Source organism: Bacillus sp. AFS002410 (assembly GCF_002556365.1).
In the GTDB taxonomy this organism is placed as follows: Bacteria; Bacillota; Bacilli; order Bacillales; family Bacillaceae_G; genus Gottfriedia.
This window is the reverse complement of sequence record NZ_NUEU01000082.1, coordinates 174,679-201,497: the sequence shown is the minus strand read 5'-3', so window position 1 is coordinate 201,497 and position 26,819 is coordinate 174,679. Positions and strand designations below refer to the sequence as shown.

Below are 26,819 nucleotides of genomic sequence, written 5' to 3'. Positions count from 1 at the left end.
ATAGTTGCAAGTACTCTTTTGATGCAACGATATTAATAATTCCACTTTTAAATCCATATTCCTCCTTGTATAATCCTAACGTTTAGTTAAATAAGAAAATCAACAATCTACTTTAACGAATCCAAATAAAAAAGAGTGCAGAGAAATTTTAGGGATTTCTCTACACTCTCACACTACTTTTTTTATGGATTAACAGGTAAACTGTTTAAGATTTTATCTTTCGTATCACTGTTTAAATCATTATCGATAAATAAAATAATTTTTCCTTTATCTTCATGACCACGGATTAGACGCCCAATACCTTGGCGTAATCTTAATAACATGTACGGCTCATCAATTTCTAAATAAGGATTTTGTGAATTTTGTCGTTTTGATTGGAATACCGGATCATTAGGAGGGAATGGTAATGAATGAATAATTACCTGACTCAATGATTCTCCTTGTATATCTAATCCTTCCCATAGATGGACTGCACATAAAGATGCATTAATATCTTCTTGGAATTTTTGTACGATTGAGCTAATTTCTTCTTCACCTTCGAAGAATAAATTAAAATCAATTTTTTCCTTCGCAATCTGTTCTTTAAATTTTTTCATTTCTTGAGTTGAATTAAATAATACTAATGTACTACCGTTATTATTCTTTAATTTCTCAATAATCAACTCATTTTTAGCTTCTATTTCGGTTGAATCAACTTGTTTCAACTCAATTTGCATTTGCACCTCATAATCGAAAGGAGAATTCACTGAAAATGATAAATAATCTTTTATTCCAAGACTATTTGCGATGTAATCAAAGGATGTATTTTGAGAAAGTGTCGCAGACGAGAATACGATCGGCATTTTTTGATTGAATACTTTTTCTTGTAAAAGTTCATTAACTGCTTTTGGCATGATAACAAGCGTTAATTCATTTTGATTATACTCAATCCATTGGATAGCAGTTACTTCGTTTATAAACAGATTTAAACAACGTTCAACATCATCTAAATGCTCATCAACGATATTTAATTGATATTCGTCGATTGTATACATTTCACTTTCAAATACTAATTCGTCACCAATACTACTAATTTGAGATTTTAATCTACTTGCTAATTTTATTAAACGTTCATTCATGTTTAGTTTATGTCTTCTTGAACCTTCAACTTCTTGAGTATTAATATCTAATTCATAGAAGAATTGATCATACGTTTCTAATGTATCTTCTAATAACTGCTGGAAGCTTTCACGTGTTCCCGATTGCATTAAAAATGATAAAAAGATATTTAAAGTCTCTTGTTGTAAACGGTATGTTAATGACTTTTGACTTGCAAACTCAAGTAAATGTCCTTCATCGAATACAACGCAGCTTGGGTTTGGTAGTAATGGTAATTGCCCTTCTCGTTTTCTTGATTCTACGGTCCAAATATGCTCCATATAAAATTCTTGCGAACAGACGATTAAGTCAGATGCTTTACGATAATGCTCTCTAGATAGAGTTTGTCCACATCTATGTCTTTGTTCACAAGTAGAACAATCCTGGAAATAATCGTATGAGATTGTATCCCACTCTTCATCCGTTAATTCTTTATATTCAGTGCGGTCTCCATAAGGAGTAAATTTTTGTAGTGTACCATAATCATTTACAAAACTCGGTAAATTTTCATAAACCGATAATACCGCATCAGAAACTTCATCCTCAGTACGTTGTTGGTCTAATTTTTTTAAACATAAATAGTTAGTAGTTGATTTAGCTAAACGCACATCAATTGATAAATTTAATGCATTTGATAGTTTTTCAATGTCACCATTTTTCTTAACTAATTGCTCAATTAATGACTCATCAGCACATGCGATAATCGCAGGTTTACCAGTAAATCTTGCATAGCATAAGCAATAAAGTAAATATACAAAAGTTTTACCAGTTCCTACTCCCGCTTCAGCAAAAATCACTTTCTTCTCTTTAAAAGCTCTTTCGACTTGAAAAGCCATAAAAATTTGCTCATCTCTTAATTCATAGCCAGCATCTGGTAGTAAATCGTAAAATACGTCACCAATCCATTCCCCTAACTTTTCTATGAATTGATCTTGTTTTCCAACCTCAAAAGGTAATTTAGTTGATTGACTCATTGCTACCCCCAAAATGTATTTTAAAAAGAAAAAGTCCTCCTGTGTGAGAACTTTAATTTTGCAAATTTATTCAAAACAATATTATATAAAAATTTGTCTCCATCCGCTATCATACAAAAAATGAAGTGGAAAGGCAAGGGAAATAAGGTCGGATTAAAAAAAGATAGATAAAAGAATGATTGTGTTTCTCTATCAGGTTTTCATGCCACTATTTCCCAAAATATTTCACTTACCTAGCTTTTTGCTTGTTTGATCATTTCTTCAACAATAATTTGTGATTTTAAAGCTTCTACTCCGTCAACTGATGGTTTTTCATCTGCGTAAATACTATTAATAAAATGGCCAATACAGTCTTCAAAGCCCCTTTGCTTTAATGTTGTGTCCCATGAAGATGAAAAAGAATTATGTATCGTGTTATTTTTCTCTATTTCAAAGTTGCTCATATTTTTTACTCTTATAATCGAACCTTCTGTAATTAATTCGAGTTGCTCTAGATTTGTTCCTGCTTTGCGATGCATATTTGTACTGATCATTTCTTCTGATGTGGATTCAAAATGATGAGTAACAAATTCTAAATGATCATTAGTATTTGTTTTAACTTTTCCATTAAGAAGATTAATTTCTCCATTTGCTAACCACCTAACAGTGTCAACTACATGTAAATAATCATCAAGCATCGTAAATTCAAATGAATTTGGACCGATCTTATTCTCGCGATGCTTCTCAAACTTAATAGAAGCTATATTTTTGGCTTGCTCTTTAGCTTGTACATACATTGGACAAAAGCGACGATTGAATCCAACCATAAGCTTTCGATTTAGTTTAATACTTAATTCAGCTAATCTTTCGGCCTCTGTTCTAGTAGATGCTAGTGGCTTATCAACATACACATCTTTTCCATTTTTTAATAAGTATGATACAACTTCAAAATGTGAACTAGTTGAGCTATGTACAAATACAGCATCGCTACTTTCTGTCAGTTTGTTTAAATCTTCAAAATCGGGAATTCGATACTGAGAGCATATTAATTTACGCTTTTCCTTATTTGGTGAAAATGCTCCGATAAAATCCCAATTTTCCTCTTTTGTAAGAATCGGTAAATAGGCTTTCTGTGCAATATTTCCTAAACCAACCATCCCAATACGAATTTTTTTCATAAGATCATTCCTTTCGTATTTTTCTCTCTTTATCATAACAAAATTTCATTCATCTTTTAAAAACAATTGATTCAATAATTGAATTTAATTTGGCAATAACAATCCATTAATCGGGAATTCTAAAAAGTAATAGTTGTAGATTTAAATTAGATTGGAGGCTGGTTAATTGTATTTGTATTCTTTAATTCAGACCAATTTTGATACAAATGATGATATCAGTATTGTAAGGGATCTTTATTTACTTCAACATGAACAAAGTTTTTCTAATGAAGAATTTCATGATTTGGTCACCCAGTATAAAAGCACTGCAGAAACAAATTGGCATGTCGCACATTTACTTGAAAAAAATCACGGATTTCGAATTGTCCCTGCCATTAATTTATGAGTTTCAATCTCATTATTTTTCACAACATATTCAAAATGTGTTCGTAATATCTTTAATTAAATGAGTTATTATTATTATTATTAAAAAAGTGCTCCTATTTGTCAGCATTAGACTTTTAGGAGCACCGATATCGGGTTTTACTCTTCGCGATTTCTTGGAGGTCTTTTACCAAAGTATTGGTAATAATCCGTTTTAATAAATCCATTAAATAATTTACGTTTTTTTGTTGCTGGTTTACCGTAAAATTGTTCAAATCCTTCATGGCTAGTTAATACATAAGTTGACCATGTATCTAATTTCGTAAATACATTCCCCATATCCGAATAAAGCTTTTCAACATATGGACGATCATTCAATCGCTCACCATAAGGTGGATTTGTTACAACATATCCATATTCTAATCTCGTTGTAAAGTCACTTACTTGCATTTGTTTAAATGAAATCGAGTCAGATAATCCAACTTCATCAGCATTTGCTTTTGAAACATTAATCATTCGATGGTCAATATCTGATCCTATGATTTCAAGCTTTTGATCATAATTTGCTAAGTCATCTGCTTCTTGTCTTGCTTCATCCCATCTTTTTTTGCCAATCCAATGCCAATCTTCTGATGCAAAGCTTCTAAACGATCCTGGCGCTATATTTTGACCAATTAACGCTGCTTCAATTGGAATTGTACCTGAACCACAAAACGGATCAACAAAAGGTAAATCTGCATTCCAATTCGTCAGTAAAATTAACGAAGCTGCTAGTGTTTCTTTTAATGGTGCTTCACCTTGATCGACACGATATCCTCGTTTATGTAAACCTTCGCGTCCAGTCGTATCAAGCGTTAATGTTACGATATCTTTTAAGATTGAAACTTCAACTCTAAATAAAGGTCCGTCTTCAATTAACATACCTTGTACATTTTGTATCGCTTTTAATTTATCAACAATCGCTTTTTTAACAATTGCTTGACAGTCCGAAACAGAAAAAAGTTTCGATTTTTGAGATTTTCCTGTAACTGGAAATTGACCATTTCTTGGAATAAATGTATGCCATGGTAATGCTTTTGTTTTTTCAAATAACTCATCAAAAGAAGTTGCCTTAAATTCGCCAATACGAATTTTAACTCGGTCAGCAGTTCTAAGCCATAAATTCGCTTTAACAATTCCACTTTCGTCTGCTTTAAATAATACTCGACCATTTTCAACTACTACATCTTCAAACCCTAAGCTTTTGACTTCTCTAGCGACTAAAGCTTCGATACCCATTGCAGCAGTAGCAATTAATGTATATTTCGCCAATTTTATCACCTATCTCATTCAAAAATAGAATGAACTTTTCTTTTTATTTTCATTATGGACAAATAACTTCAAAATTACAAAAAACTCTCCATTAAATGAAGAGTTTTTAAACAGTTTCATCATTTCAAATGTTCTGTAAGCCATGTTCTGTTCCTTTCGTACTTCAAGCGACTCTCGTCTCGTACTACAAGGTGGTAATCATCTATCTACAGAATAATCTGTCCCTTTCTCTGTTCAATTCCTTTGAAAGGATTCCCCTACCATAATTTGGGTTTCTCGCTCGTGGGGTTTACCGCGTTCCACTCCTCTCATTTCTTCGAGAACTACGTCACTGTGGCACTTTAAAGGTAGTAGAACCATATCCATAATGGACTTAGGTCCGTTCCCTGCCGTTAGCTGTCAACACAGCTACCCTATCTTATGACTTCGATAGGCACGAACACTACAGCCATCGCAGGACTGTGCGAGCATGGACTTTCCTCAACAACGTCAAGCGTTGCAGCGATTACCCGAACATATTGAAACGAACATTTATTAGTATAGTAAATTATACATGAGATTGCAATGTTTTCTTTAAATATAAATTTAGTTGAAATTATTCGAAAAGTTTACTACCAAAAACATGCTTTTCCAAATTTGATAATCTTTTAAGAACGTCAGTATTCGTATTATTAAAAGGAGAAGGCGGTGGTGTTGATGTGTTTTTTTGATCCTCTAATAATTTTTTATACTTTGCGTTTTCTTGTTGTAGGGCTACGATTTGATTTTGAAACGATTCATAATCTTTAATGACCGTGTCTAAGTATTGATCTACTTCCTCTTGATTATATCCACGCATTGAAACTTTAAACTCTTTATTTAGGATATCTTTTATACTTAGCTTAATTTTTGTTGATTCCATTATTATCACCCCAAAACATTTAGAAATATTTACCTTCTATTTTTTCAAAGTCTTTATAAATTGTCAATTATCTATTCTATATTTCCCTATAATTATTGTCATCATTCTCAAATGTTTCTTCTGCAATCACTTGTAAATCATCAAAAGTAATCATTTCAATTGGATAATTGAATAGTTCATTTTTCTTATTTGCTAAATCATATAAATATTTAGGACTTCCTTCTTTTTCATTATCGTAAAATAATATACAACCTTCACTTTTGCTTACTAAAAATTCATTTTTCGCTTTTAATTGTAATGGAGATTCGTAAGGCTTTCTAGAAATTGAGTCTACATGATCAGCACCAATTAAGATTTCATTATAATATTCTTGATTAGTTTCATTCCATTTTTTTTCTTGGTCTTCATAAGGTGTAAAAATACCTAATTTTAGATGTGGATAATCATCTTGAATTTCAAAAACTACCTCAGCAGCCCATAACTCAGTACCCATTTGGCCTGATATAATAATCCACTCTAGCTCATCTATAAATAGAAGAATTTTATTTTTAATTGCTTTTTTTATGTACTTCACTGCATCATGTTTATTCGAAAAAATTCCTAATTCAAATGATTTATAACCAGATATAAGTAGTATCTTCATATAACCTCACAATAAATAATTAGGAAGAACTAAAAAAGTTCTTCCAAGAGTAAATTTTATTAGATTAAATAGGCATGTTTTTAAATTCAAATTGCTTAAATATTAATTTGCACATAAATTATCTCGCAAAAATCATTAATTTAAAATAATATTCAAAATTATTCAAATGCAGATATTATATTGAGGGAATTAATATTAATCTTGCTTACTACAAGTAGTCAAAGTTTAGTGGAAATCAATTATTAAGACATTTAAGATCAATATTTCAATATTTGATTGACGATCTTAGAGGATATTTTATTCCCTTTAGATTTAGTTAGAATGTTAGGAATATTATTATAGATAAGCTTGTTGAAACATTTTTCTTTTTGGAAAAATTCGCCTTATGATAAGATTACATATAATGCTTGTTTAAAACTAGTAAAAATAATTAAAGTCAGTGTTATTGTGAAAAAAAATAAAAAAAGTATTTTGTTCAAAATGATCCTCTCCAATATCTTAAATATACTTTTATGTCAACTTTTTTATTTTATTAGGTTTGAACATATTTCACAACAATAAAATTAATTATGATTAAAAGTTTAAATTTTCAGATATTTCTTAAGATTAGACAATAATTGCCGAATGCTTTATATTCCTTTAAAATGATAAATGAAACCGTTTTAATATAATCAAAATATAGATAATGCAATACGAGGTGTAAAAAATGATTAACAAAAATTCTCCAATACCAATTTATCATCAATTATTAGAATACATAAAATCTAAAATTACTTCAGGAGAATACCCTGCTGATGAATTGATTCCGTCAGAAAGAGAGTTTTCTGAAAAATTTCAAATTTCCCGAATGACAGTTCGACAAGCTTTAAATAATTTAGTTCAAGAAGGAATTGTTTATAGGCAAAAAGGTAAAGGAACGTTTGTTAGTCGCCAAAAAGTTGAAAAAAAAATTAGTAGACTAAATAGTTATACTGAGGAAATGGTCGAAAGAGGTTTAAAACCGAGTAGTAAAATTGTTGAATTTGAAATCTTAAAGTCAGATAAAGCATTAGCAAACAATCTAAAAATAAAAGAAAATGATCCAATTTATTTTATTAAACGAGTTCGATCTGCAGATTCAATTCCAATGTCTATTGAAAGTATATATGTATCTTGTGAAATTGCACCAAACTTAAACAAAAGTGTTTTAGAAAAATCATTTTTTGATTATGTACATGCTAATATTCCAGATCCTATTCAATATGCAGATCAATCAATACAAGCTAGAATGCCTACTGACGAGGAAGCAACACTATTAGAAATTCCATTAAATTGTCCGGTACTAGCAATTTATCGTACAACTTTTTTAAGAAGTGGTAAAGTTTTAGAATTCGAATTAACTGTATATAGAGCAGATCGGTATAAACTTGTACATTCCTTATCGAGGAATGACTAAAGAACACAATAAAAAAGCCAGGGATTTCTGGCTTTTTTCATTTGAAGAAAACTCCAATTTGTTTAAATAGCCCACCAACTTGATTCATCGTATTCATCATTTGTCCTGCAGTTGACATCATTTTTGGTACATCATATGAACCCGAATTATTTTTAAACTGATTTAAGATTGATGAAAATTGAAAAGATTGACCATTATTCTGTTGATTGATCTTTTTTGGTTGGGTTGGATAAGGTGTACTAGGCGCAAACATTGCGGGAGTTGCAAATGGCCCTTGTTGATTCATTTGAGCATTCTGTGGTGGCATTGAATATTGTTGACTTTGAGGGTGCATATAATAGTTTGTTTGATTACCGAATTGCGAAGGGTTCATTGGCATGTATGGATATTGATTTTGCATGATTGAATAATAATTTGGATCATATTGATATCCTTGGTTATATTGTACAGTTGGTTGCTGCATTGTAAAATTTTGCGGAGCTGAATATTCACCTTGTTGAACAGAACTTCCAGGTTGTGTTGATGGTCCTCCGTATGGTAAAGGTTCAATCATCGGCGTTGCTTGCATTTGTGTTTGAGCTTGAGCTGCTGGCGTTAGTTGTGTATTTATTGTAGGATTTTGTGAATACGGTTGAATTGTATTCCCATAGTATCGTTGAATTTCATTAGTATATTGATTCATTTCTGGATAATTAAACTTCTCATCAACTACTTGATTTTGGTTTCTAAACCACTCAAAACTGTTATCTGAGTGATTTGGAGGAAACATTTTCTGTCTCATATTCTCACACCCATTATTAGTATTCTTTTTTATTAATATGTTACAAATGCCTATTCTGTTACTTATTAAATTTATGCAGCTTTTGTCACTTTATGTCGGAAGTTTAAATTTTTAAAAAAATTTAAATTTTAAATATTTATGATACATTTTATTTAGGAATAGCAGGTTGTTAAGTTAATTAAATTTAATGTTGGAGGGGTAACAATGACTTTACAAGAATTAAAGAACAAGTTTATTTCATCAAAAAGTTTCGAACCAACTGACTTTAATCAATTAATGGACTTTTTACAGCAAAATTACCTTAATGGTGAAGTTACTATTCAACATTACAGAGAATTAGTTAAAGAACTTGAACGTTTTGGCGCATGTAAGCCAATTTAGTAAGCTGAAATCATAGAGATAAGAAATAAAGCGATACACATCTACTTAAACGTAAAAGTGTATCGCTTTATTTAATTCCTCTAGTTAATTCATTTTATTAAGTGTAAATACTTATATATATGTTTCCATTAAATATTAAATGCCAAATGCCTTCCCAATAATGGTGTAGAAATCCAACTTCCACCTTCTTTAGCTTGACTAACTTTGTTTTCAAAATGATGAAGATGCACTGTTGTTGACTGTACCTTATTTAAAAGTAAATTCTTTTCTTCTTCACATTTTTGATTAATTCTTATCGCCAGAGAGTGTTCAATAAACTCAACCTCATTTAAAAATTCATCAATTGCTCGAAAAAAATCATCTCTTTGAATTAATTCCATACAGTTCAACTCCTCTTCCAAGTTTTCTTAATTTTCTTTATAAACTAAATTCAACGGCTACACTTCTTCCTCCTTCTTCATTGACAAAACTAGAACTAATTCGCTAAACAAAGTGAATAAAGCTATTTTCTTCTATAATTTCGACAAAAAAATTTGTAACGAGACGCAGAATTGGGAAAGGTAAATATCATGGAGGTGTTACAAATGGCAAAAAACAAAAATGAAAAAAAGAAAAAGCAAGAAAAAAGTAAAAATCAACAAACAGGCAATCCAAAATTAGATGGTCCTAATTTCCCAGCTACATAAACAGTTGATAAAGTGAAATTTATTAACCAAGATTTAACGTAAAAAGCTATCACTAAATGTTAGTTTAGAGTGTAGAGATCCATATTAATTCTCTACACTCTTTTTTATTTATAATCCCTTGTTGTTTTATGAATAATAGCTTTAGACTAAATACTTCTTCTATTTTATAATTTAATGATGACTTTCACATTAGAATTGTGTTGATCGGATAGACCAAAGACTCAAATGAGAAAAGTGTGAATGGACTACTTAAAGTGATAATCCTCGAAATCTATAATATAGTAGAAAAGCGTTTACACAAATTAAACAAAATAAAAGACTGCCGACTTTTTCGACAGCCATAGCTAGCATTGAATATTAGGTTATTTAAGTGGATTCTTCATTATTATTATTGCCTTTTCCCACCATTTATTTTATTTATTGGAATAACCCTTTCAATTTTAATAATGAACTCAACAATTCTTGTTTTATTAAAATTGATTCTTTAAAACTATCTCCATTTATTATTTCTTCATTTTCATACCACTCGGTTAATATTTTACTATTAGAATACCAGTCATCTTCTACTGAGCGCTTATGTGGAATGATGGGATAGACATCCCTTAATTTAGGATTGCTTGAGTTGGCAATGCCTACTAGACTCTCATAATCACTTCTACTCCCAGTATGATTCGTTTGTTTAGCAAAATTAATAAACCCATTATTTAAGTCTTGATGAAATAAGATTGAATATAATTGTCTTCCAATTTGGATCCGTTTTGTTAAATCTTCAAATTGGTAAACAGCAAGTCCGTATAGCTCTCCACTGTTTGTTGGGAAGATTACATAACTTAATTTCAATTGCTCTTGAAGTTTAAATGCGATAGTATTAAAAACTTCATTTTTAAAAAATTTATTTTGTATTACTGGTCTTTCAATCATATTTTGTTCATTAATAATTAATGAGTAGACGAGTCTCTTTTTATCTCGATCTGTCCAATATTTCTCCCATTCTATTTCCATAAAGGTCGATACTGAAAAATATTTTAACAAATAAAATAGAGGTTTATTATTCATTTTTGAATATTCAAATAGAAGCAATTGTGGAAATGCATCTAAAAAAATAATCCAATTTGCTCTCTCATACGTTATGAAGAGCTGTTTTCTTTGTTTTTCGCTTAGGCCATTCATAAAAATTGGGTTTGCTAGATCCGTCATGTTATAGCCTGCATTACGGGATACCATGCTTGCAAGAAAAGACCACTCTACCTCATTTAGTCTAAAAAAGTAATCCTGATATGCGTTAGTTCTCGAGATATTATCTGCATTGAATTTGGTTGTTTCTTTTTTTATTAATTCAATTAGATTAGCTTCATCTTGTGATAAAATGTGTTCTTCTCGTCTATTATTTATAAAACCCTTCCAGCTTTCATGGTTTGTATTCATTGACTCACCCCAAGCAATCTGGTATTTTTTTACACGAACATCTGTTTTAGTGCTATAATACGAGTTGTATGTAATTTAAGGTGGAGTTGGTTTTATGACAATAATGTACCCAAATCGAAGAAATAATGTAGTTCAAAAAAGCCAAGAAAATAGTGAAACACAAGTAAAATCTAGCAATACCTATAGTAACCGTGGAATGTCCCTTGAAGATGATTTAAATGCTTCTAATACGTATTATTTAGCAAATAACATCGCAAACATACATAAGAAACCAACACCTGTACAAATCGTTAAAGTAGATTATCCAAAAAGAAGCGCAGCAGTTATTCGAGAGGCTTATTTTAAGCAACCGTCTACAACTGACTATAATGGCGTTTATAAGGGGAAATACATTGACTTTGAAGCCAAGGAAACAAATAATAAGACTAGTTTTCCTTTGCAAAATTTCCATTTACACCAAGTAGAGCATATGGAAAATGTGTTAAATCATGGTGGAATTTCGTTTGTCATATTAAAATTTTCATTATATAATGAAATTTATTTTATGAAGGCAACTGATATTCTTACCTTTTGGAAAAGGCAAACAAATGGTGGAAGAAAGTCAATTTCTAGAGAAGAATGCAAAGAGTTTGGAACATTACTAAAATCAAGTTATCCAATAATCGTTCCTTACTTAAAATGTATCGATGAACTTTTTGAAGTTTAATATTCATTAAGTTCGATTGAAAGGCAGGAGAAACAAAAAAAATGGCAAAAGAGTATAGTTCACGACAAGAACGAAAACAGATGGAAAAGCCTCCAACAGAAAAACCAAAAAAACGTGAAGGTTTATGGAAAAAGATTACTTTAACAATATTGACATTAGCAGTACTTTGTATACTTGGAGGTGTTGGAGCGTTTTATTATTTAGTAAGTGACGCACCTGCACTAGATGAATCAAAATTAAAAGTACCTCTATCTTCAAAGATTTTAGATAGAGATGGGAATGTAATTGCTGAATTAGGAACTGAACAAAGAACAAAAGTTTCATATAACGAGATTCCTAAAGTAGTAGAGGATGCATTTATTGCAACAGAGGACGTACGCTTCTATAAGCATAAAGGTGTTGATATTCGCCGTGTACTTGGAGCTGTATTAGCAAATATTACAGGTGGATTTGGATCTCAAGGTGGTAGTACGATTACACAACAAGTTGTTAAAAATTCATTCTTATCACCACAAAAAACAATTAAACGAAAAGTTCAGGAATGGTACTTAGCATTCCAACTTGAACAAAAATATTCTAAGCAGCAAATTTTAGAAATGTATTTAAATAAAGTTTATTTCTCAAATGGTTTAAAAGGTCGAGGAGTTTACGGTGTAGCAAAAGCAAGTGAAACTTATTTTAGTAAAGATTTATCAAAAATTACGTTACCTGAAGCAGCTACACTTGCTGGTATGGTACAAAGTCCAAATAACTACAACCCGGCAAAACACCCAGCTCAATCACAAGCTAGAAGAAATGTTGTTTTAAGCCAAATGAAGAAATATGGTTATATTACAAAAGAGCAATACGCGAATGCAACGGCAATACCGATGAAAAAATTAGTTAAGCTTCATGAAAGTGAGCAAACAAAATATCAGGCATTCATTGATGTAGTTGTCGATGAAGTTGAAAAATATGGCGATGCCAACGTAAATACCGATGGTTTAACAATCGAAACAACGCTTGACCCAAAATCTCAAGCTAAAGCAGATGAAATCATTAATCGTGGTTCTGAATTTTATCCAAGTGATGCTTTTCAAACTGGTTTTGTGTTAACTGATACTAAAACTGGTGAAATTAGAGCTGTAGGTGCAGGTAGAAACACAACAACTGGCGGACTAAACTTTGCAACAGATATTAAAAGACAACCTGGTTCTACGATCAAACCAATCTTAGATTACGGACCTGCAATTCAAGATTTAAAATGGTCTACTAATCATCAGCTAGTTGATGAACCATATCAATATTCAGATGGGACCCCTATCCGAAACGCTGATAAATCATATAGAGGTAAATTATCAATTCGTCAAGCATTAATCGGTTCAAGAAATATACCGGCTCTGAAAACAATGCAGGCTGTTGGTTTAGATAAATCTCGTGAGTTTGGTAATGGACTTGGATTTAACTTCCAAAAAGATAGTTTTTATGAGTCTCATGCAATTGGTGGATTCACTGGTGTATCTGCAATGCAAATGGCTGGTGCATATGCAGCCTTTGGTAATGGTGGTGTTTACATAAAGCCACATGCGGTTACAAAAATAATTTATCAAGACAAAACTGAAAAAGTGTTAGCTCCTGAACCAAAACAAGCTATGAGCGACTACACTGCATATATGATTACTGATATGCTACGTGATGTTGTTAAAGCTCCAGGAGGTACTGGTGGTAGAGCAAACGTACCTGGCCTTGATATGGCAGGTAAAACTGGTACGACAAACTACCCTCAAGAAGTAAAAGATAAATATGGCTTCCCTTCAAACGCTACTCGTGATAGTTGGTTTGTTGGTTATACACCAGATGTTACTGTAGCAGTATGGACTGGATATGAGAAAAATCAAAAAGATCATTATTTAAGTAAAACTTCAACAAATATTGCTAAATACATTGCAAGAGATATGTTATCCGCTACTGGTGATCGTTCTTCTGAGTTCCATAAACCAAGTTCAGTTGTGAACGTTCAAGATGAATTATACATTCGTGGAGAAAAAATGGATGACTTACCAACACCAGATACATTAGATCCTGCTAAAAGTGTTACTGCAAAATATGACGAAAAATCAAGCAGTATTTCATTAAATTGGCAATATGCTTCTGATTTACTTGCTTCTACAACTTTTGAAGTGAGCTATGATATAAATGGTGTTAAAGGTGCAACTCAAAAAATTAATGGCACATCAGCAACAATTAATGGAATCGTACCAGGTAAAACAGTAAAAATTACAATTATCGCAACAAATGGTCAAACAAAGAGTGCCCCAGTTACTGTTACAGTCGATTTAACAACGACTAAAGATGAAACTACCCCACCAGCTGATAATAACGGTGATGGTAATGGTACAGATAACGGCAATGGCACAGACAATGGAAATGGTACGGATAACGGAAATGGTACTGGTAACGGAGATGGCTCTGGTAACGGAAACGGTACTGGTAACGGGAATGGTACTGGTAACGGAAACGGTACTGGTAACGGGAATGGTAACGGGAATGGTACTGGTAACGGAAACGGGAATGGTACTGGTAACGGAAATGGCTCTGGTACTGGCACTGGTAACGGAGATGGCTCTGGTACTGGCACCGGTAACGGAAATGGCTCTGGTACTGGCACTGGTAACGGAGATGGTACTGGTACTGGTAACGGAGATGGTACTGGAACGGGTGGTAATGGTGATGGAAGTACAAATCCAACAACACCTCCGACAACTCCGGACCCAAATAAACCATCAAAACCAGGTTCGAATCAGACTTCATTTAATACCGATTCATATTCTAATAATCGATTTAATAAGTTGGAACGTAATATTATTGCATAAAATAAAAAGAAATCTCCTCTATTTGAGGAGGTTTTTTCGTAGTTTAAAATAGATAAAAGTCAGTATTTAAGATCCTACTAAGCAATCTATTTTGATGAAGTTATTTATTTGTTTTCATAAATTTTTTGTGGAATACCAACAAACTATAATAATGGCTATTTTTGATAGCGAAGCACTTTTTTCAACAGCATAAAGAAACCTCCTCATTTTGAGGAGGTGATTTTTTTCTTATAATAAAGTTTTTCTAATTCCGTATACAACCCTGATAGTTGTATAAATGAGTGATAGTGATCTGGCTGATTTACAACAAAACTAATACGCTCATTGAGATTGATCGGCTTAACTGCAAGCTTTTCCAACTCAAGTAATATATTATTTAAGTTAGATAGGATTTGACCATTAATCCAAGTAAGAATTGAAATAAAATTTGCTAATCCCCTAACCATTGGCTCATATGCTAATTTACGATTTCGCTCTTTAAAGTAGTTAGATATATAGACAGATTCCGTTTTCCACTCTTCAAACATTTCCTTTATAATCTCATCGCTTTCGAATGGTTTAAAACTATTCGTACCAAGTACGTGCTGACTTTCATAAAAAAATGGTATATTACTAATTCTAATTTCATCATTGATCATCTGGTTATTTGTATGTTCACGATAAAATGGTGCAACATTAAAATCCTTATGAATATTATTTGACATTTTCTTTTTTCACCTTCATCCGTTTTTTTCCTTCTCTACACATTTCTAGTAACGGACACACTTCACAACTCGGTCTTTGCGCCTTGCAATGATATCTTCCAAAAAATATTAATCGATGATGCGTTACTCCCCAATCATCAATTGGTACTTTCTTCATTAGTGTTTCTTCCACTTCAAGAACTGAATCTTTCCAACGACAAATTGCTAGTCTTTTAGAAACCCTCTCTACATGAGTATCTACAGCAATTGCTGGTATATTAAATGCGACAGACATTACTACATTAGCAGTCTTTCTACCGACACCAGGCAATTTCACTAGTTCTTCTCTTGTACGTGGCACTTCTCCATTAAAATCATTAATAATCATTTCACTTAATTTCTGAATATTTTTTGCTTTATTTCTGAAAAGACCTATTGAACGAATGTCGTTTTGAAGTTCTTCTAATGGAACTTTTAAATAGTCCTCGGGTTCTTTATACTTTTCAAAAAGATTTTTTGTCACTTTATTTACTAAAACATCAGTACATTGCGCAGATAAAGCTACCGCTACTACTAATTCAAAAGGATTTTTATGATTTAATTCACAATGTGCATCAGGGAACATATCACCTATTATTTTAAGAGCTTCACCTATTTGTTGTTTATTTATCATTTCAAAACACTCCTTACTAAACAAAAGCGAGGAACAAGTCCTCGCTTTACTTTTCAAGCCAATTATAAAAAGGAATTGATCCTGTATACTTTGTTTCGTTTTGTGGTTCTCTTGTTTCTTTTTTTCTAAAATGCTTGCTATAGTTAATTGCTTGTTCTACTTGTTTTATTCCATTTTTCTTCCACTCAAATAAAATACGATCTATATAACGAAAATTTAACTTTCCACTAATAACAGCTTCTTTTAATGCGGTTTTTATTAATTTTTCATTATGATCATCTTGGTCCATCCACATTGTTAACGTTTCAATTTCAAACGGAGATAAAAGTCTACCAAATTCTTTTTCGAACACTGAATAAATTGATTCCTCAGCTTGTTCAATAATTGAAGGGAAGGTAGGCGCTTCTGTTGGTTGTTGATCGTTCTTCTCATTATGGTTAATTAACTTTAACCATAATGGTGCAAGTGAATATGCTTCACATCGTAAATTGTGATCGTCAATTTCTTCGGTTATTTCTAATAGACCTTTTTTAAGAAGTTCGCGTATAACTTCCATACATTTTTGTTCATTTATTGACATAATCTGTGCTAATTGAGTAGGTGTTGGAAACGTATGACCCTGCTGCTGAAATGAGTAAAGCTGTAGAATCATGACAAGTTCTTCTTCACTAATGCCAAAAGAAGAATAACTACTAAGAAGTATATTTGGAATACTTATATTTCCAAGTTGTATCCAGTTTAAAATGCTATTATTATTCACTTCGAACACCTCTAGCATAGTATAGCATGATTACATGAAATAAACAGTAAAAGAAGCTTACCAAATAAAAATAAATAGAGGCGTGCTTATCACACCTCTATTTTAGTATAACTATTTATTAATTTAAAAACCATCTAATAAATTAATTAATTATGGATAGTCTGTTTATAAATTGTGTAAATGCATTACACTTTCAACACTTATTTATAGCAGAGTCCATGTTCTTCACAACATAATCATTTTCACCGATCAGTTGTTTAGTCAAAATGGATTTATCGTCGAACAATTTAAAGTTTAGCTTGGGATACTTGCTTTCATAAACTGCTCAATTCGATCTAATGCTTTATCCAACTGCTCTTGTGATGTTGCATATGATAAGCGAATATTATCAGGTGAACCGAATCCAGAACCAGGAATTACAGCAACATTAGCTTTTTGAAGTAACTCTGTTGAGAACTCATCTACATTCTGATAACCAGCCATTTTAGCAGCTTCAGTCACATTTGGGAATAAATAAAATGCACCGCTAGGTTTAACGCAGCTAAATCCAGGTATTGAAACTAAGCGTTCAAAAGTTTTATTTAAACGATCTTCAAATGCTACTCTCATTTCTTCAACTGGTCCATCACCTAATTCATATGCTTTAATCGTTGCGATTTGTGCCATGGTAGTAGGATTTGAAGTTGAGTGACTAGCTAGATTTGTCATTGCGTCGATTATTTCTTTATTACCTACAGCATACCCAATTCTCCATCCCGTCATTGAGTGGGATTTTGATACACCATTGATAATGATCGTTTGCTCTTTAAGTTCAGGGCTTAATGAAGCAATTGAAACATGCTTTACACCATCATATACTAATTTTTCATAGATCTCATCGGAAACGATTAAAATATCATGTTTTAAACAAATATCTCCAATTGCTTTTAACTCTTGCTCAGAATAAATCATACCAGTAGGATTACTTGGTGAATTTATAATGATCGCTTTTGTTTTTTCAGTAATTGCAGCTTCAATTTGTTCAGGTGTTACTTTAAATTGTTGGTGCTCGTATCCTTCAATAAATACTGGCACACCCTCTGCTAATATTACTTGCTCAGGATAACTTACCCAGTATGGAGTCGGAATAATTACTTCATGTCCAGGATCTAAAATCGCTTGGAAAAGTGTGTAAAGTGCGTGTTTAGCACCATTTGTAACGACAACTTCTCCAGGAGAATAGGTTAATCCTTGATCATTTAATAATTTATCACAAATTGCTTTTCTTAAAGCCGGTAAGCCGTTTGAAGGAGTATATTTTGTTTGACCCTTAAGCATTGCTGAATAAGCTTCTTCAATAATTTCAATAGGTGTATTAAAATCAGGTTCACCTGCACCTAAACCGATTACATCAATTCCTTGGTCTTTCATCTCTTTTGCTTTTGCTGTAATAGCTAATGTTGTAGATGGTGTTAGTGCACTTACTCTTTTTGCTAGTTTCATCTTCTTACGTTCCCCCTAAATACTATAACGTTTTAAAAGCTCTCCATTTTCGAAAGCAGCGTAATAAAAATTATATCGGCCGTTTTGGTCTATATATACTACTTCCCAAAGTGGTATTTTGTTCTCTATTCCTAACTTTACTTTATGTATTTTTTTTGGGCTTCTCTCATTGACCACTTTGTCAATGATTTGTTTTTGGGTCAATCCTTCACTTTTCTTTCGTGTAATAACATTTCCATCCTGTATCCAAGCTATCATTTCATTATTTGCATTGTCTTTGCCGCTCACAACAATCGCCTGTTCTTTTCCGTGGTAATAATCGGAATGTTGCACAGTTTTTAAATATCCTTGTTTTACCACAAGCTCTTCGGCATTTTTTTTATCATCGTTTACCTTAGAGGTCGCTGATTGATATGTAGAAACTAAAAATAATGATAGTAAAATGATGCTTAATCCAAGGATGACTAACCATTTTTTCATATATACCTCATTTATGTTCTATAAATTGTAAATACTGCATATTCTTGATTTTCTTTATCTAATGCTAGTCCAAACATAAGATCTTTTTCTTTTAAAGTACGATTTAAACTATCAACAATTTTGTATAAATCCTTCGTGTATTCGATTTTAGTTGTTGATAATACTTCAATATTTGAATTCATGTTGCTCCTCCTAAAAATGTATTATGAAATACATTACAATTTATGTCATTATACCATACGTCTAGCCCGAATCCCCTATTATTCTCATGCTAAATGTTGAAAACTTTTAAAAATCTTTTAATAATTCATCGATTGTATTAATTCTTATTTTGTTATTTGGTATTAACTTTAAAAATTCAGATCCGTAATTTGTATTTATTATTCGATTATCTAAAACAAATAATGAACCTTGATCTTTTTCATTTCGAATTAGACGGCCATAACCTTGTCTAAACTTAAATACCGCTAACGGTAAAGCTAAACTTGAGAAAGAGTTTTCTCCAGATTTTTTTAGTAAATTTGATTTAGCAATAAACATAGGCTTTTCAGGGTTTGTAAACGGTAATCGTACAATGATTAAACAATCTAATTCTTCATTAGGTAGGTCAATTCCTTCCCAAAAAGTATTTGTCCCCAACAAAATTGTTTGTTTAGATTGTAAAAACTGTTTTATTAACTTTTGTTTTCCTCCAGGAGAGAAACCTTGAGCTAAAACGGACGAATTCAAATATTCTAAATCATGCATTAAATGATCATATGTTTGTTTTAATAAATCAAAGGCTGTAAATAAAACTAATGTTCTTCCTTTTACTTGATTAACAATTTTACGAATAGTATTTGATGTTTGCAATGCATAATCTTCTTGTGAAATCTCTTTTATTCCCATTAAATCATTTGGAATATAGACTTTCATTCCTTGTGCAAAATCATTTGGAACTGGATAAATTTTTTCGATTACATTGTTTTTTTCAATTCCTAATGATGACTTTATAAATGCGAATGATTCATCAATCGACATCGTAGCAGAAGTGAGAACTATTGATTCTCTTCCTTCAATTAAAAATTGTTTTATTAAATCAGCATTATCTACTTTCTCACTATAAAGCATTGTTGTGTGAAATGAACCTTTTGCTTCAGTTTCCATCCAGCATATATACTGTTCATTTTGATCGAACAATATTTCATAAAGACCGTTTTTCATGCCTCTTAATTGTTCAAAAATCATTTTGAATTCCGAAATGATTGAACGATGATATGCCGAACCATTCGTCGCATCAATTAGCTCTAAATACTGCTCACAACCCGTAAACAAAGTATTATTTGCATGAATTAATCGATTAGCACATTCTTGAATAACCTTCCAATTTTGGCTTGATGTATTCTTTTTGCTAAGTGTGATCGATTGTCTGATATTTTCTTTATCGAGTTCATTTTGTTTCGTTAAAATAAAATCTCGTAATAATCTAAAAAGCTCATCTGATTCATACTTAATTTCTTTTACTAAATGATCAACTTTTTTCCACCATGTTTCCCTATTAGATATACCTTCATCTATTTTGTATAAACGGTGAACAATCTCATTACTATCAGTTGTACTTAATCGACTCAAATATTGATAATATTTTAAACAAGAAAACGTGGTACCAAAGGTTTTTGAAGCGGTCTCTTCAAGAGCATGTGCTTCATCAATAACAAATGTTTTAACTGAATTAATTAAATGGTCTTTATTTTTTAATGTCGACAATAAATAAGCGTGATTCGTAATAATTAAATCGGCTAACATTAGTTGATTTTTTGCCCTTTGATAAAAACATTTATGAAACCATGGATTTGCTCTTTTATTTTCACTTTCATCATTACAACATACCCGGTCCCATAAATGCAGGCCTCCTGATGGAAGTGATAATTCATCTAATTCCCCATGTTCAGTTTCTGTTAACCATACTGTGATCATTGCTTTTGATAAAATGCTATCGTAATTATCATCAAATTGTTCTCCAACAACATATTCAAATTTTTGGAGACATAGATAATTTCTTTTACTTTGAATCGATGCAATTTTCAACTGAAATGGTATGATTTTTCCAAGAGTTTTTACATGTTTTTTCAATAGCTGTTTCTGTAATGCAATTGTACTAGTGCTGATTACAACTTGTTTTCCATTTTGTTTTGAAAAAAATGCTGATGGAATTAAATACCCTAGTGTCTTACCTACACCTGTGCCAGCTTCAGCCAGGATGATATTTTTATGTTGAAAAGCATTGAATAGATCATGCATATAATCATATTGTTCTTTTCTTTTCGTAAAATTGGGGATTTCCACAGCCATTTGATCGGCAAGCTCTCGTTTAAGATGTTCATCAAAATCTACGAAATCTTCTTCCTCTTGTGGCAAACTAAAGTTTCTTTTTTTAATCGCAATTCTTCTAAATTCTTCAAACTGACTCGCTTCTTTTGAAATTGCTTCAGATTTTCTTTGAAGTAGATCGGATATATAGTATGTAATGTCACTTTTAAAGCTATTACTAAGTTTTTCTAAAATTTTTAGAGAAGCATAAGGTAAGCTTTCTAGTTTTTTTAATAAAATGGTTAATAATTCAGCTGTAACCTCAGCATCACTATCGGCTTGATGAGGATTTTCGTGTTGAATATTAAATACTTTCGCTAAATCAGATAATTTATAACTAGTTAATGTAGGAAACAAAATTCTCGTTAACTCTACTGTGTCTAGAGCTAATGGTGAAATTTTTGGTAATCCAATTCGCTCGAATTCTTTTTGTAAAAAAGTTAAGTCAAAATGAACATTGTGGGCAACGAAATAGGCATCTTGAAACATTGGATATAGTTCATCAGCGATTTGCTCAAATTGAGGTGCATGTTGAACCATTTCATCAGATATCCCCGTTAATTCTGAAATAAATGCTGGGATGGCCATATTTGGTTTAATAAAACTCGAAAATTGTTCTATAACTTCTCCACTTTCTAATAAAAAGGCTGCAATTTGAATAATTCGATCTTGACCTCTATTATTATTTCCAGTTGTTTCTAGGTCAACGACCACAAACTTATTCATATGTTGCCACCTCCAAGTTCTCTGTATATGATTATTTTGTATAAAATGGATTAAACAATACAAATAACAAAAAAATCCCCTAAAGAAGGGGATTCTAAAACTGCCTGCCAGACGCTTGCTTTCAATCAGTCTGGAAATCAATTTTTTTAGACTTTCGTCTACACACCCTAAAGAAGGGGATTCCAGACTAAACGTTTTTGTAAACTATGTTCATCTTCAAGCTTTACTAAAGCCTAAAAAATCTAGTCGAAAGGCCCCGTTTTTTTATTACTTAATTGTCCCAGCGATTTCTTTACCAATCATTTCGACAATCTCATTTGTATCATTTAAAAATGCAATTTTTGGTTCATGTTGAGCAAGCTTCTCCTCTTCAACTTGACCATAAGCAATAATGATTACTTTATCGCCCTCTTGGACTAATCGTGCCGCAGCTCCGTTAAGGCAAATTATACCACTTCCACGTCTCCCTGGAATTACGTATGTCTCAAGACGAGCACCGTTATTATTATTTACAATTTGTACTTTTTCATTTTCAAGTATATCGACAGCATCCATTAAATCTTGGTCAATCGTAATACTACCAACATAATTTAAATTTGCTTCTGTTACAGTTGCTCTATGAAGCTTTGCTCTCATCATCGTGCGAATCATGTCATTTCCCCCTAGTTGTTCTAGCTAAATAGAAACAATAATATTATCGATTAGACGAGCATTTGTAAACTTCACTGCTAATGCAATAATAATTTTTCCATTTATTTTATTTATCGTTTCTAATTCTGGATAAGAATAAATACTTACATAATCTACTTCTCCAGATGTTTCTTTTTGTATTGTAGTAATAATACTTTGTTTCAGTTGTTCAGGATCTAATTTCCCATTATTTATATCCTCAACTGCTTTTTGTAGACTTTTATATAAAGATGGTGCTTCTTTTCTTTCATTTTCTGATAAATATACATTTCTTGAACTTTTAGCTAATCCATCTTCTTCCCTAATAGTTGGAACAGGATTAATTTTAACAGGTATATTAAAATCTTCAACTAGTCCCTCAATTACAGCGACCTGTTGAGCATCTTTTAATCCAAAATAAGCTTGGTCTGGTTGCACAATATTCAATAATTTTGATACAACTAATGCAACGCCATCAAAATGTCCAGGCCTTTTTTCACCACAAAGAACATCTACTCGCTTTGTAACTTTCAATGTTGATTTTAAATCATTTGGATACATTTCTTCAACTGTTGGATAAAAGAGGCAATCTACTCCAGCATTTAGTGCAATTTTTTCATCTCGTTCAAAGTCTCTCGGGTATCGATCAAAATCTTCATTTGGACCAAATTGAGTAGGATTAACAAAAATACTCAAAACAACGATATCATTATTTTTTCTAGCTTCTTCTAATAATGAAACATGGCCCTCATGTAAAAATCCCATTGTCGGTACAAATCCAATCGATTTTTCACCTTTTCTGAGACTTTTAAGTTCATTTCTTAAATCTTTTATTGTGTTAAACACTTTCATTGCGAACTTCCCCCGTATAATGCCTTTAACTGTTCTTCTTTCATTGTAAACGAATGTTTCGTATCTGGAAATTGTCTAGATTTAACTTCTTGTACATAAGATGCAATTGCATTTTCAATTGTCTCAGATACATTTGCATATTGTTTTACAAATTTCGCCACGCGACCGACACCATATGTTATTAAATCATGATAAACAAGTACTTGGCCATCAGTATCAACGCCAGCTCCAATTCCTATTGTCGGGATTGAAAGGTCCTTAGTGATATCCTTTGCAATTTGCTTAGGAACACATTCAAGTACGATTGCAAATGCTCCTGCTTCTTCACATTTCTTTGCGTCATTAAATAATTTCATCGCACTTTCGGAATCACGAGCTTGAACTTTGTACCCTCCTAGTACACCAACTGATTGAGGAGTTAATCCTAAGTGAGCTACAACTGGTACACCTGCGATCGTTAAAGCTTTGATTACTTCTAATACATTATCATCTGCACCTTCAAGCTTTACAGCGTGTGCATCTCCTTCTTGCATTATGCGACAAGCACTGCGCAAGGCCTCTTCTTTTGAGAAGTGGTATGACATGAACGGCATATCAGTAACGATAAATGTATTTTTCGCCCCTCTTTTAACAGCTTTTGAATGATGAATCATGTCATTAACAGTCACTTTTATTGTCGAATCATACCCAAGGACAACATTTCCAAGTGAGTCACCGACTAAGATCATATCTACTTCGCTTGCCTCAGATAACAATGCTGAAGGATAATCGTAAGCTGTAATCATCACGATTGGTTCATTATTCTCTTTCATTTTCAAAAAATCTTTTGTTGTTTTCATCTTTTTTCCTCCTTTTAAATGAAGAGGAAATGGGGGCTACAATAAAAAACCTTTGCTCAAAAAGAGAACAAAGGAAAATTGTAAACCAGCTCATTCCTCTGTCCCAGTCCTTATAGGATCAAGGCAGAACACATTTTTAAATTAGATTTTTTAAGGCTTGGTGTAGTTCTTCTTAGGATACTAAAGTTTGTTTGACCCTATTCAGATACCACCCATGAAGAGTCAAAAGAAATAACCATGACCCTCCCCATACAGTTTATAGTAAGAATACCAATTTAGTAAAGAAAAAACTTGGTATTATTTACAAATAAAATTGGGACAAATTTTTGTATACAAATAACTCTCTTCCTAGGGCGAAAGAGAGTTGTATAAACATTGTTAAATTTTATCAATTATTTATTAATTGATATATCTGCTGAATAAATTGTATGAACATTTCCTAAATGATCTTCAATTAGTAATTGACCTTCATCCGTAATACCAATGGCTTTACCGACGATTTCCTCATTTAAAGTAGTTGCTTTGATTTGTTTCCCTAGTGAAATCGCATAGCTTTCCCATAAAAGTTTAATCGGTTTAAATCCTTTTTCCAAAAATATTTCATAGAACTTCTCAAATTCAGATAAAATGACTTGAATTAAATTTGCTCGCATATAGGTTTGTCCTTTTTCAATGCGTAAGGATGTTGCGATATCCGATAGTTCTAAAGGGTAATCTTCTTCAACTTGATTGACATTGATCCCTATACCGATCACGACACTTTTAATGCAATCAGCATCCCCTTGCATTTCGGTTAAGATCCCACAAACCTTTTTATTATTAATTAGAATATCATTTGGCCATTTTATATTAGGATGTAACCCAGTCACTTTTTCAATTGCTGAGGCAATAACGACAGCAGTTAATAATGTTAATTGCGGTGCTACCCTTGGTGAAATAGCTGGCCTTAAAATAACACTCATAGCAATTGCTTTTCCATCTGAAGTTAACCAGTTTCGCTGCAATCTTCCACGACCTAATAATTGACGTTCAGCTAAAACAATCGTACCTTCTGGTGCATCATTTAAAACCAATTCGTTTGCGATCGTTTGAGTAGAATTTGTTTCTTCATGATAGACTACGTTTCGTCCAAACTTTTTCGTTTCTAAACCAAGTTGAATATCAGTTGAAGTCAATCGATCTGATTTTCCTGTTATCTTATAACCGACCTTCCTTACCGCTTCGACTTCTATTCCCTCTTCCTGTAGCTCTTTCATGTATTTCCATATTGCAGTACGTGAAATTCCTAATTCATCACTCAAAAACTGTCCTGATAAATATTCATTACTATTTTCTGTAAATAACTGTAAAATTCTTTCTTTTACTTTTGAAGCCAATTTCCAAACCACTCCTTAACAGCAAGTTGGTTATTCTCAAGCTGATTCTCAACAATAAGATATTCTATTTCGCTTATTACTTCTTTCAACCACGGTCCGCCTTTTATTTGTGACCATTCTAATAAATCATTACCTGTAAAGCTCAAATCGGACTTTGAATAAATCGGTAATTTATTATATAGATTCTTTAAATGTTTGTCATCTAGTTCATTTGCATTCAAGTGGTCTAAAACTAATTGTAAACGCTCATATTTTATTGCATCCGTTAATCCAACTTGATATAACTTTGTATTGCTCCATTCAATTTTCGTTTCAATTAGCAGATCATAAATGTTTAATATTTGTTTAATTCGACCATTGGACATCTTCCAACTTCGTAAAATCTTTTCAGGATTTTCAAAATTGCATTTATATAAAATTAAAGCCCAAAATTCTTCGACATCTTTTAAAGATTGGATTGGAAGTTCTAATAGTTCTAAAAATTGAGTAGTGCAATATTGAAAACTTGGAAGATGATTTAATAACTTAGTTTTTATTAAAAGTTCGATTGCTTTTTTAGGTGACTTTCCTAGCAACATTTTTTCTATTTCAACTGAAATTCTTTCAATTGCAATATTTTCAATTAATTCTTTATTTGAATGAATAGCATTAAACGTTTCATCATTTAAATGAAAATCTAATTGACTTACAAAACGAATGCCTCTTAACATTCGAAGAGCATCTTCTTGGAATCTTTCTTTAGCATCCCCGACACAACGTATTAAGCCATCGTTTATATCATTTGCACCATTGAAAGGATCGATTATGTCGTTATTCGATGTCATCGCGATTGCATTCATTGTAAAATCTCTTCGTTTTAAATCTTCTTCAATCGATTTTACAAATGTCACTTCAGAAGGTCTTCGATAATCATGATAAGTAGATTCAGTTCTGAATGTTGTAATCTCATATTGTTCACCATTATGAATCACTAAAACCGTCCCATGCTGTAGCCCTGTCGGAACAGTTTTTGGAAATATGGACATAACTTCTTCTGGTAAGGCAGAAGTAGCGATATCAATATCCCCTATATTTCTTTGAATTATTTTATCTCTTACACAACCCCCGACAAAATAAGCTTCAAAACCATTTTTTATTAGTTTCTCTAATATTGGCTTTGCTTTTTCGAATAGTTCCAT

Annotated in this window: 25 protein-coding genes and 1 other RNA gene; 5 read left to right on the top strand and 21 right to left on the bottom strand. The window is 32.0% G+C overall.

The genetic code is table 11. The features are described 5' to 3' along the window. Positions 1-182: 182 nt before the first annotated feature. Both CN692_RS21080 and CN692_RS21075 read right to left on the bottom strand, forming a co-directional pair. On the bottom strand, positions 183-2,111 hold the full coding sequence (locus tag CN692_RS21080; protein ID WP_098121081.1) for an ATP-dependent DNA helicase: 1,929 nt from the start codon (positions 2,109-2,111) through the stop codon (positions 183-185). Between the two features lie 233 nt (positions 2,112-2,344). Beyond that, the gene (locus CN692_RS21075; RefSeq protein WP_098121080.1) at positions 2,345-3,268 is read right to left on the bottom strand and encodes a Gfo/Idh/MocA family protein; all 924 of its coding nucleotides are present in this window, start codon (positions 3,266-3,268) and stop codon (positions 2,345-2,347) included. 166 nt (positions 3,269-3,434) lie between these two features. Between CN692_RS21075 and CN692_RS21070 the strand changes: the two genes are divergently transcribed. Then, positions 3,435-3,653 (top strand): hypothetical protein, encoded by a 219-nt coding sequence (locus CN692_RS21070; RefSeq protein WP_098121079.1) that lies wholly within the window; start codon positions 3,435-3,437, stop codon positions 3,651-3,653. A 137-nt stretch (positions 3,654-3,790) separates the two neighbouring features. Here the strand turns inward: CN692_RS21070 and CN692_RS21065 are convergent, their stop codons facing one another. From CN692_RS21065 to CN692_RS21050, 4 genes are all read right to left on the bottom strand, one after another. After that, positions 3,791-4,942: a THUMP domain-containing class I SAM-dependent RNA methyltransferase gene (locus CN692_RS21065; protein ID WP_098121078.1), complete on the bottom strand. Its 1,152-nt coding sequence runs from the start codon at positions 4,940-4,942 to the stop codon at positions 3,791-3,793. A gap of 131 nt (positions 4,943-5,073) precedes the next feature. Continuing rightward, positions 5,074-5,459, bottom strand: an RNA gene (gene rnpB / locus CN692_RS21060) — RNase P RNA component class B. A gap of 78 nt (positions 5,460-5,537) precedes the next feature. Beyond that, entirely contained in the window at positions 5,538-5,843 is a 306-nt protein-coding gene (gene gpsB, locus CN692_RS21055) for a cell division regulator GpsB (RefSeq protein WP_098121077.1), read from the bottom strand. A 76-nt stretch (positions 5,844-5,919) separates the two neighbouring features. Then, positions 5,920-6,486 (bottom strand): DUF1273 domain-containing protein, encoded by a 567-nt coding sequence (locus CN692_RS21050; protein WP_098121076.1) that lies wholly within the window; start codon positions 6,484-6,486, stop codon positions 5,920-5,922. A gap of 706 nt (positions 6,487-7,192) precedes the next feature. Between CN692_RS21050 and CN692_RS21045 the strand changes: the two genes are divergently transcribed. Beyond that, positions 7,193-7,921 carry a GntR family transcriptional regulator gene (locus tag CN692_RS21045; RefSeq protein ID WP_098121075.1) on the top strand — a complete coding sequence of 243 codons (729 nt, stop codon included), beginning with the start codon at positions 7,193-7,195 and terminating at the stop codon, positions 7,919-7,921. Positions 7,922-7,958: 37 nt separating this feature from the next. On the opposite strand, the gene CN692_RS26835 is transcribed toward CN692_RS21045, so the two are convergent. Then, positions 7,959-8,702 carry a YppG family protein gene (locus CN692_RS26835; RefSeq protein WP_257144088.1) on the bottom strand — a complete coding sequence of 248 codons (744 nt, stop codon included), beginning with the start codon at positions 8,700-8,702 and terminating at the stop codon, positions 7,959-7,961. A 204-nt stretch (positions 8,703-8,906) separates the two neighbouring features. On the opposite strand from CN692_RS26835, the gene yppF reads away from it, so the two are divergent. Then, the gene (gene yppF / locus CN692_RS21035) at positions 8,907-9,083 is read left to right on the top strand and encodes a YppF family protein (protein WP_098121074.1); all 177 of its coding nucleotides are present in this window, start codon (positions 8,907-8,909) and stop codon (positions 9,081-9,083) included. A gap of 128 nt (positions 9,084-9,211) precedes the next feature. On the opposite strand, the gene CN692_RS21030 is transcribed toward yppF, so the two are convergent. Beyond that, entirely contained in the window at positions 9,212-9,463 is a 252-nt protein-coding gene (locus CN692_RS21030) for a hypothetical protein (RefSeq protein ID WP_098121073.1), read from the bottom strand. A gap of 723 nt (positions 9,464-10,186) precedes the next feature. After that, positions 10,187-11,194 carry a DUF2515 family protein gene (locus tag CN692_RS21025; protein WP_098121072.1) on the bottom strand — a complete coding sequence of 336 codons (1,008 nt, stop codon included), beginning with the start codon at positions 11,192-11,194 and terminating at the stop codon, positions 10,187-10,189. Positions 11,195-11,288: 94 nt separating this feature from the next. Here CN692_RS21025 and recU point away from each other — a divergent pair, with 94 nt between their 5' ends. After that, positions 11,289-11,900, top strand: a complete 612-nt coding sequence (gene recU, locus CN692_RS21020; RefSeq protein ID WP_098121071.1) for a Holliday junction resolvase RecU — start codon at positions 11,289-11,291, stop codon at positions 11,898-11,900. A gap of 41 nt (positions 11,901-11,941) precedes the next feature. Next, entirely contained in the window at positions 11,942-14,752 is a 2,811-nt protein-coding gene (locus CN692_RS21015; protein WP_098121070.1) for a PBP1A family penicillin-binding protein, read from the top strand. A 203-nt stretch (positions 14,753-14,955) separates the two neighbouring features. On the opposite strand, the gene CN692_RS21010 is transcribed toward CN692_RS21015, so the two are convergent. The 12 genes from CN692_RS21010 to CN692_RS20955 all read right to left on the bottom strand — a co-directional run bounded on the left by CN692_RS21010 (position 14,956) and on the right by CN692_RS20955 (position 26,819). After that, positions 14,956-15,456: a YpoC family protein gene (locus CN692_RS21010; protein WP_098121069.1), complete on the bottom strand. Its 501-nt coding sequence runs from the start codon at positions 15,454-15,456 to the stop codon at positions 14,956-14,958. Further along, positions 15,446-16,108 carry an endonuclease III gene (gene nth, locus CN692_RS21005; protein WP_098121068.1) on the bottom strand — a complete coding sequence of 221 codons (663 nt, stop codon included), beginning with the start codon at positions 16,106-16,108 and terminating at the stop codon, positions 15,446-15,448. The genes CN692_RS21010 and nth overlap by 11 nt, the downstream gene beginning before the upstream one ends. A gap of 46 nt (positions 16,109-16,154) precedes the next feature. Beyond that, positions 16,155-16,886 (bottom strand): DnaD domain-containing protein, encoded by a 732-nt coding sequence (locus CN692_RS21000; RefSeq protein ID WP_098121067.1) that lies wholly within the window; start codon positions 16,884-16,886, stop codon positions 16,155-16,157. Between the two features lie 276 nt (positions 16,887-17,162). After that, positions 17,163-18,350 (bottom strand): pyridoxal phosphate-dependent aminotransferase, encoded by a 1,188-nt coding sequence (locus tag CN692_RS20995; protein WP_098121066.1) that lies wholly within the window; start codon positions 18,348-18,350, stop codon positions 17,163-17,165. Positions 18,351-18,365: 15 nt separating this feature from the next. Further along, positions 18,366-18,830: a cell wall elongation regulator TseB-like domain-containing protein gene (locus tag CN692_RS20990; RefSeq protein ID WP_098121065.1), complete on the bottom strand. Its 465-nt coding sequence runs from the start codon at positions 18,828-18,830 to the stop codon at positions 18,366-18,368. An 11-nt stretch (positions 18,831-18,841) separates the two neighbouring features. Continuing rightward, entirely contained in the window at positions 18,842-19,012 is a 171-nt protein-coding gene (locus CN692_RS20985) for a YpmA family protein (RefSeq protein WP_098121064.1), read from the bottom strand. A gap of 106 nt (positions 19,013-19,118) precedes the next feature. Further along, positions 19,119-21,905 (bottom strand): ATP-dependent DNA helicase DinG, encoded by a 2,787-nt coding sequence (gene dinG, locus CN692_RS20980; protein WP_098121063.1) that lies wholly within the window; start codon positions 21,903-21,905, stop codon positions 19,119-19,121. A gap of 267 nt (positions 21,906-22,172) precedes the next feature. Further along, the gene (gene panD / locus CN692_RS20975; protein ID WP_098121062.1) at positions 22,173-22,556 is read right to left on the bottom strand and encodes an aspartate 1-decarboxylase; all 384 of its coding nucleotides are present in this window, start codon (positions 22,554-22,556) and stop codon (positions 22,173-22,175) included. Positions 22,557-22,580: 24 nt separating this feature from the next. Beyond that, the gene (gene panC, locus CN692_RS20970; protein ID WP_098121061.1) at positions 22,581-23,426 is read right to left on the bottom strand and encodes a pantoate--beta-alanine ligase; all 846 of its coding nucleotides are present in this window, start codon (positions 23,424-23,426) and stop codon (positions 22,581-22,583) included. Beyond that, a complete protein-coding gene (gene panB, locus CN692_RS20965) occupies positions 23,423-24,265 on the bottom strand; it encodes a 3-methyl-2-oxobutanoate hydroxymethyltransferase (protein ID WP_098121060.1) in 843 nt (280 codons plus the stop codon). Before panB ends, panC begins: the two co-directional genes overlap by 4 nt. 392 nt (positions 24,266-24,657) lie before the next feature. Beyond that, positions 24,658-25,641: a biotin--[acetyl-CoA-carboxylase] ligase gene (locus CN692_RS20960; protein WP_098121059.1), complete on the bottom strand. Its 984-nt coding sequence runs from the start codon at positions 25,639-25,641 to the stop codon at positions 24,658-24,660. Further along, positions 25,626-26,819, bottom strand: coding sequence for a CCA tRNA nucleotidyltransferase (locus tag CN692_RS20955; RefSeq protein ID WP_098121058.1), 1,194 nt, complete (start codon positions 26,817-26,819; stop codon positions 25,626-25,628). The genes CN692_RS20960 and CN692_RS20955 overlap by 16 nt, the downstream gene beginning before the upstream one ends.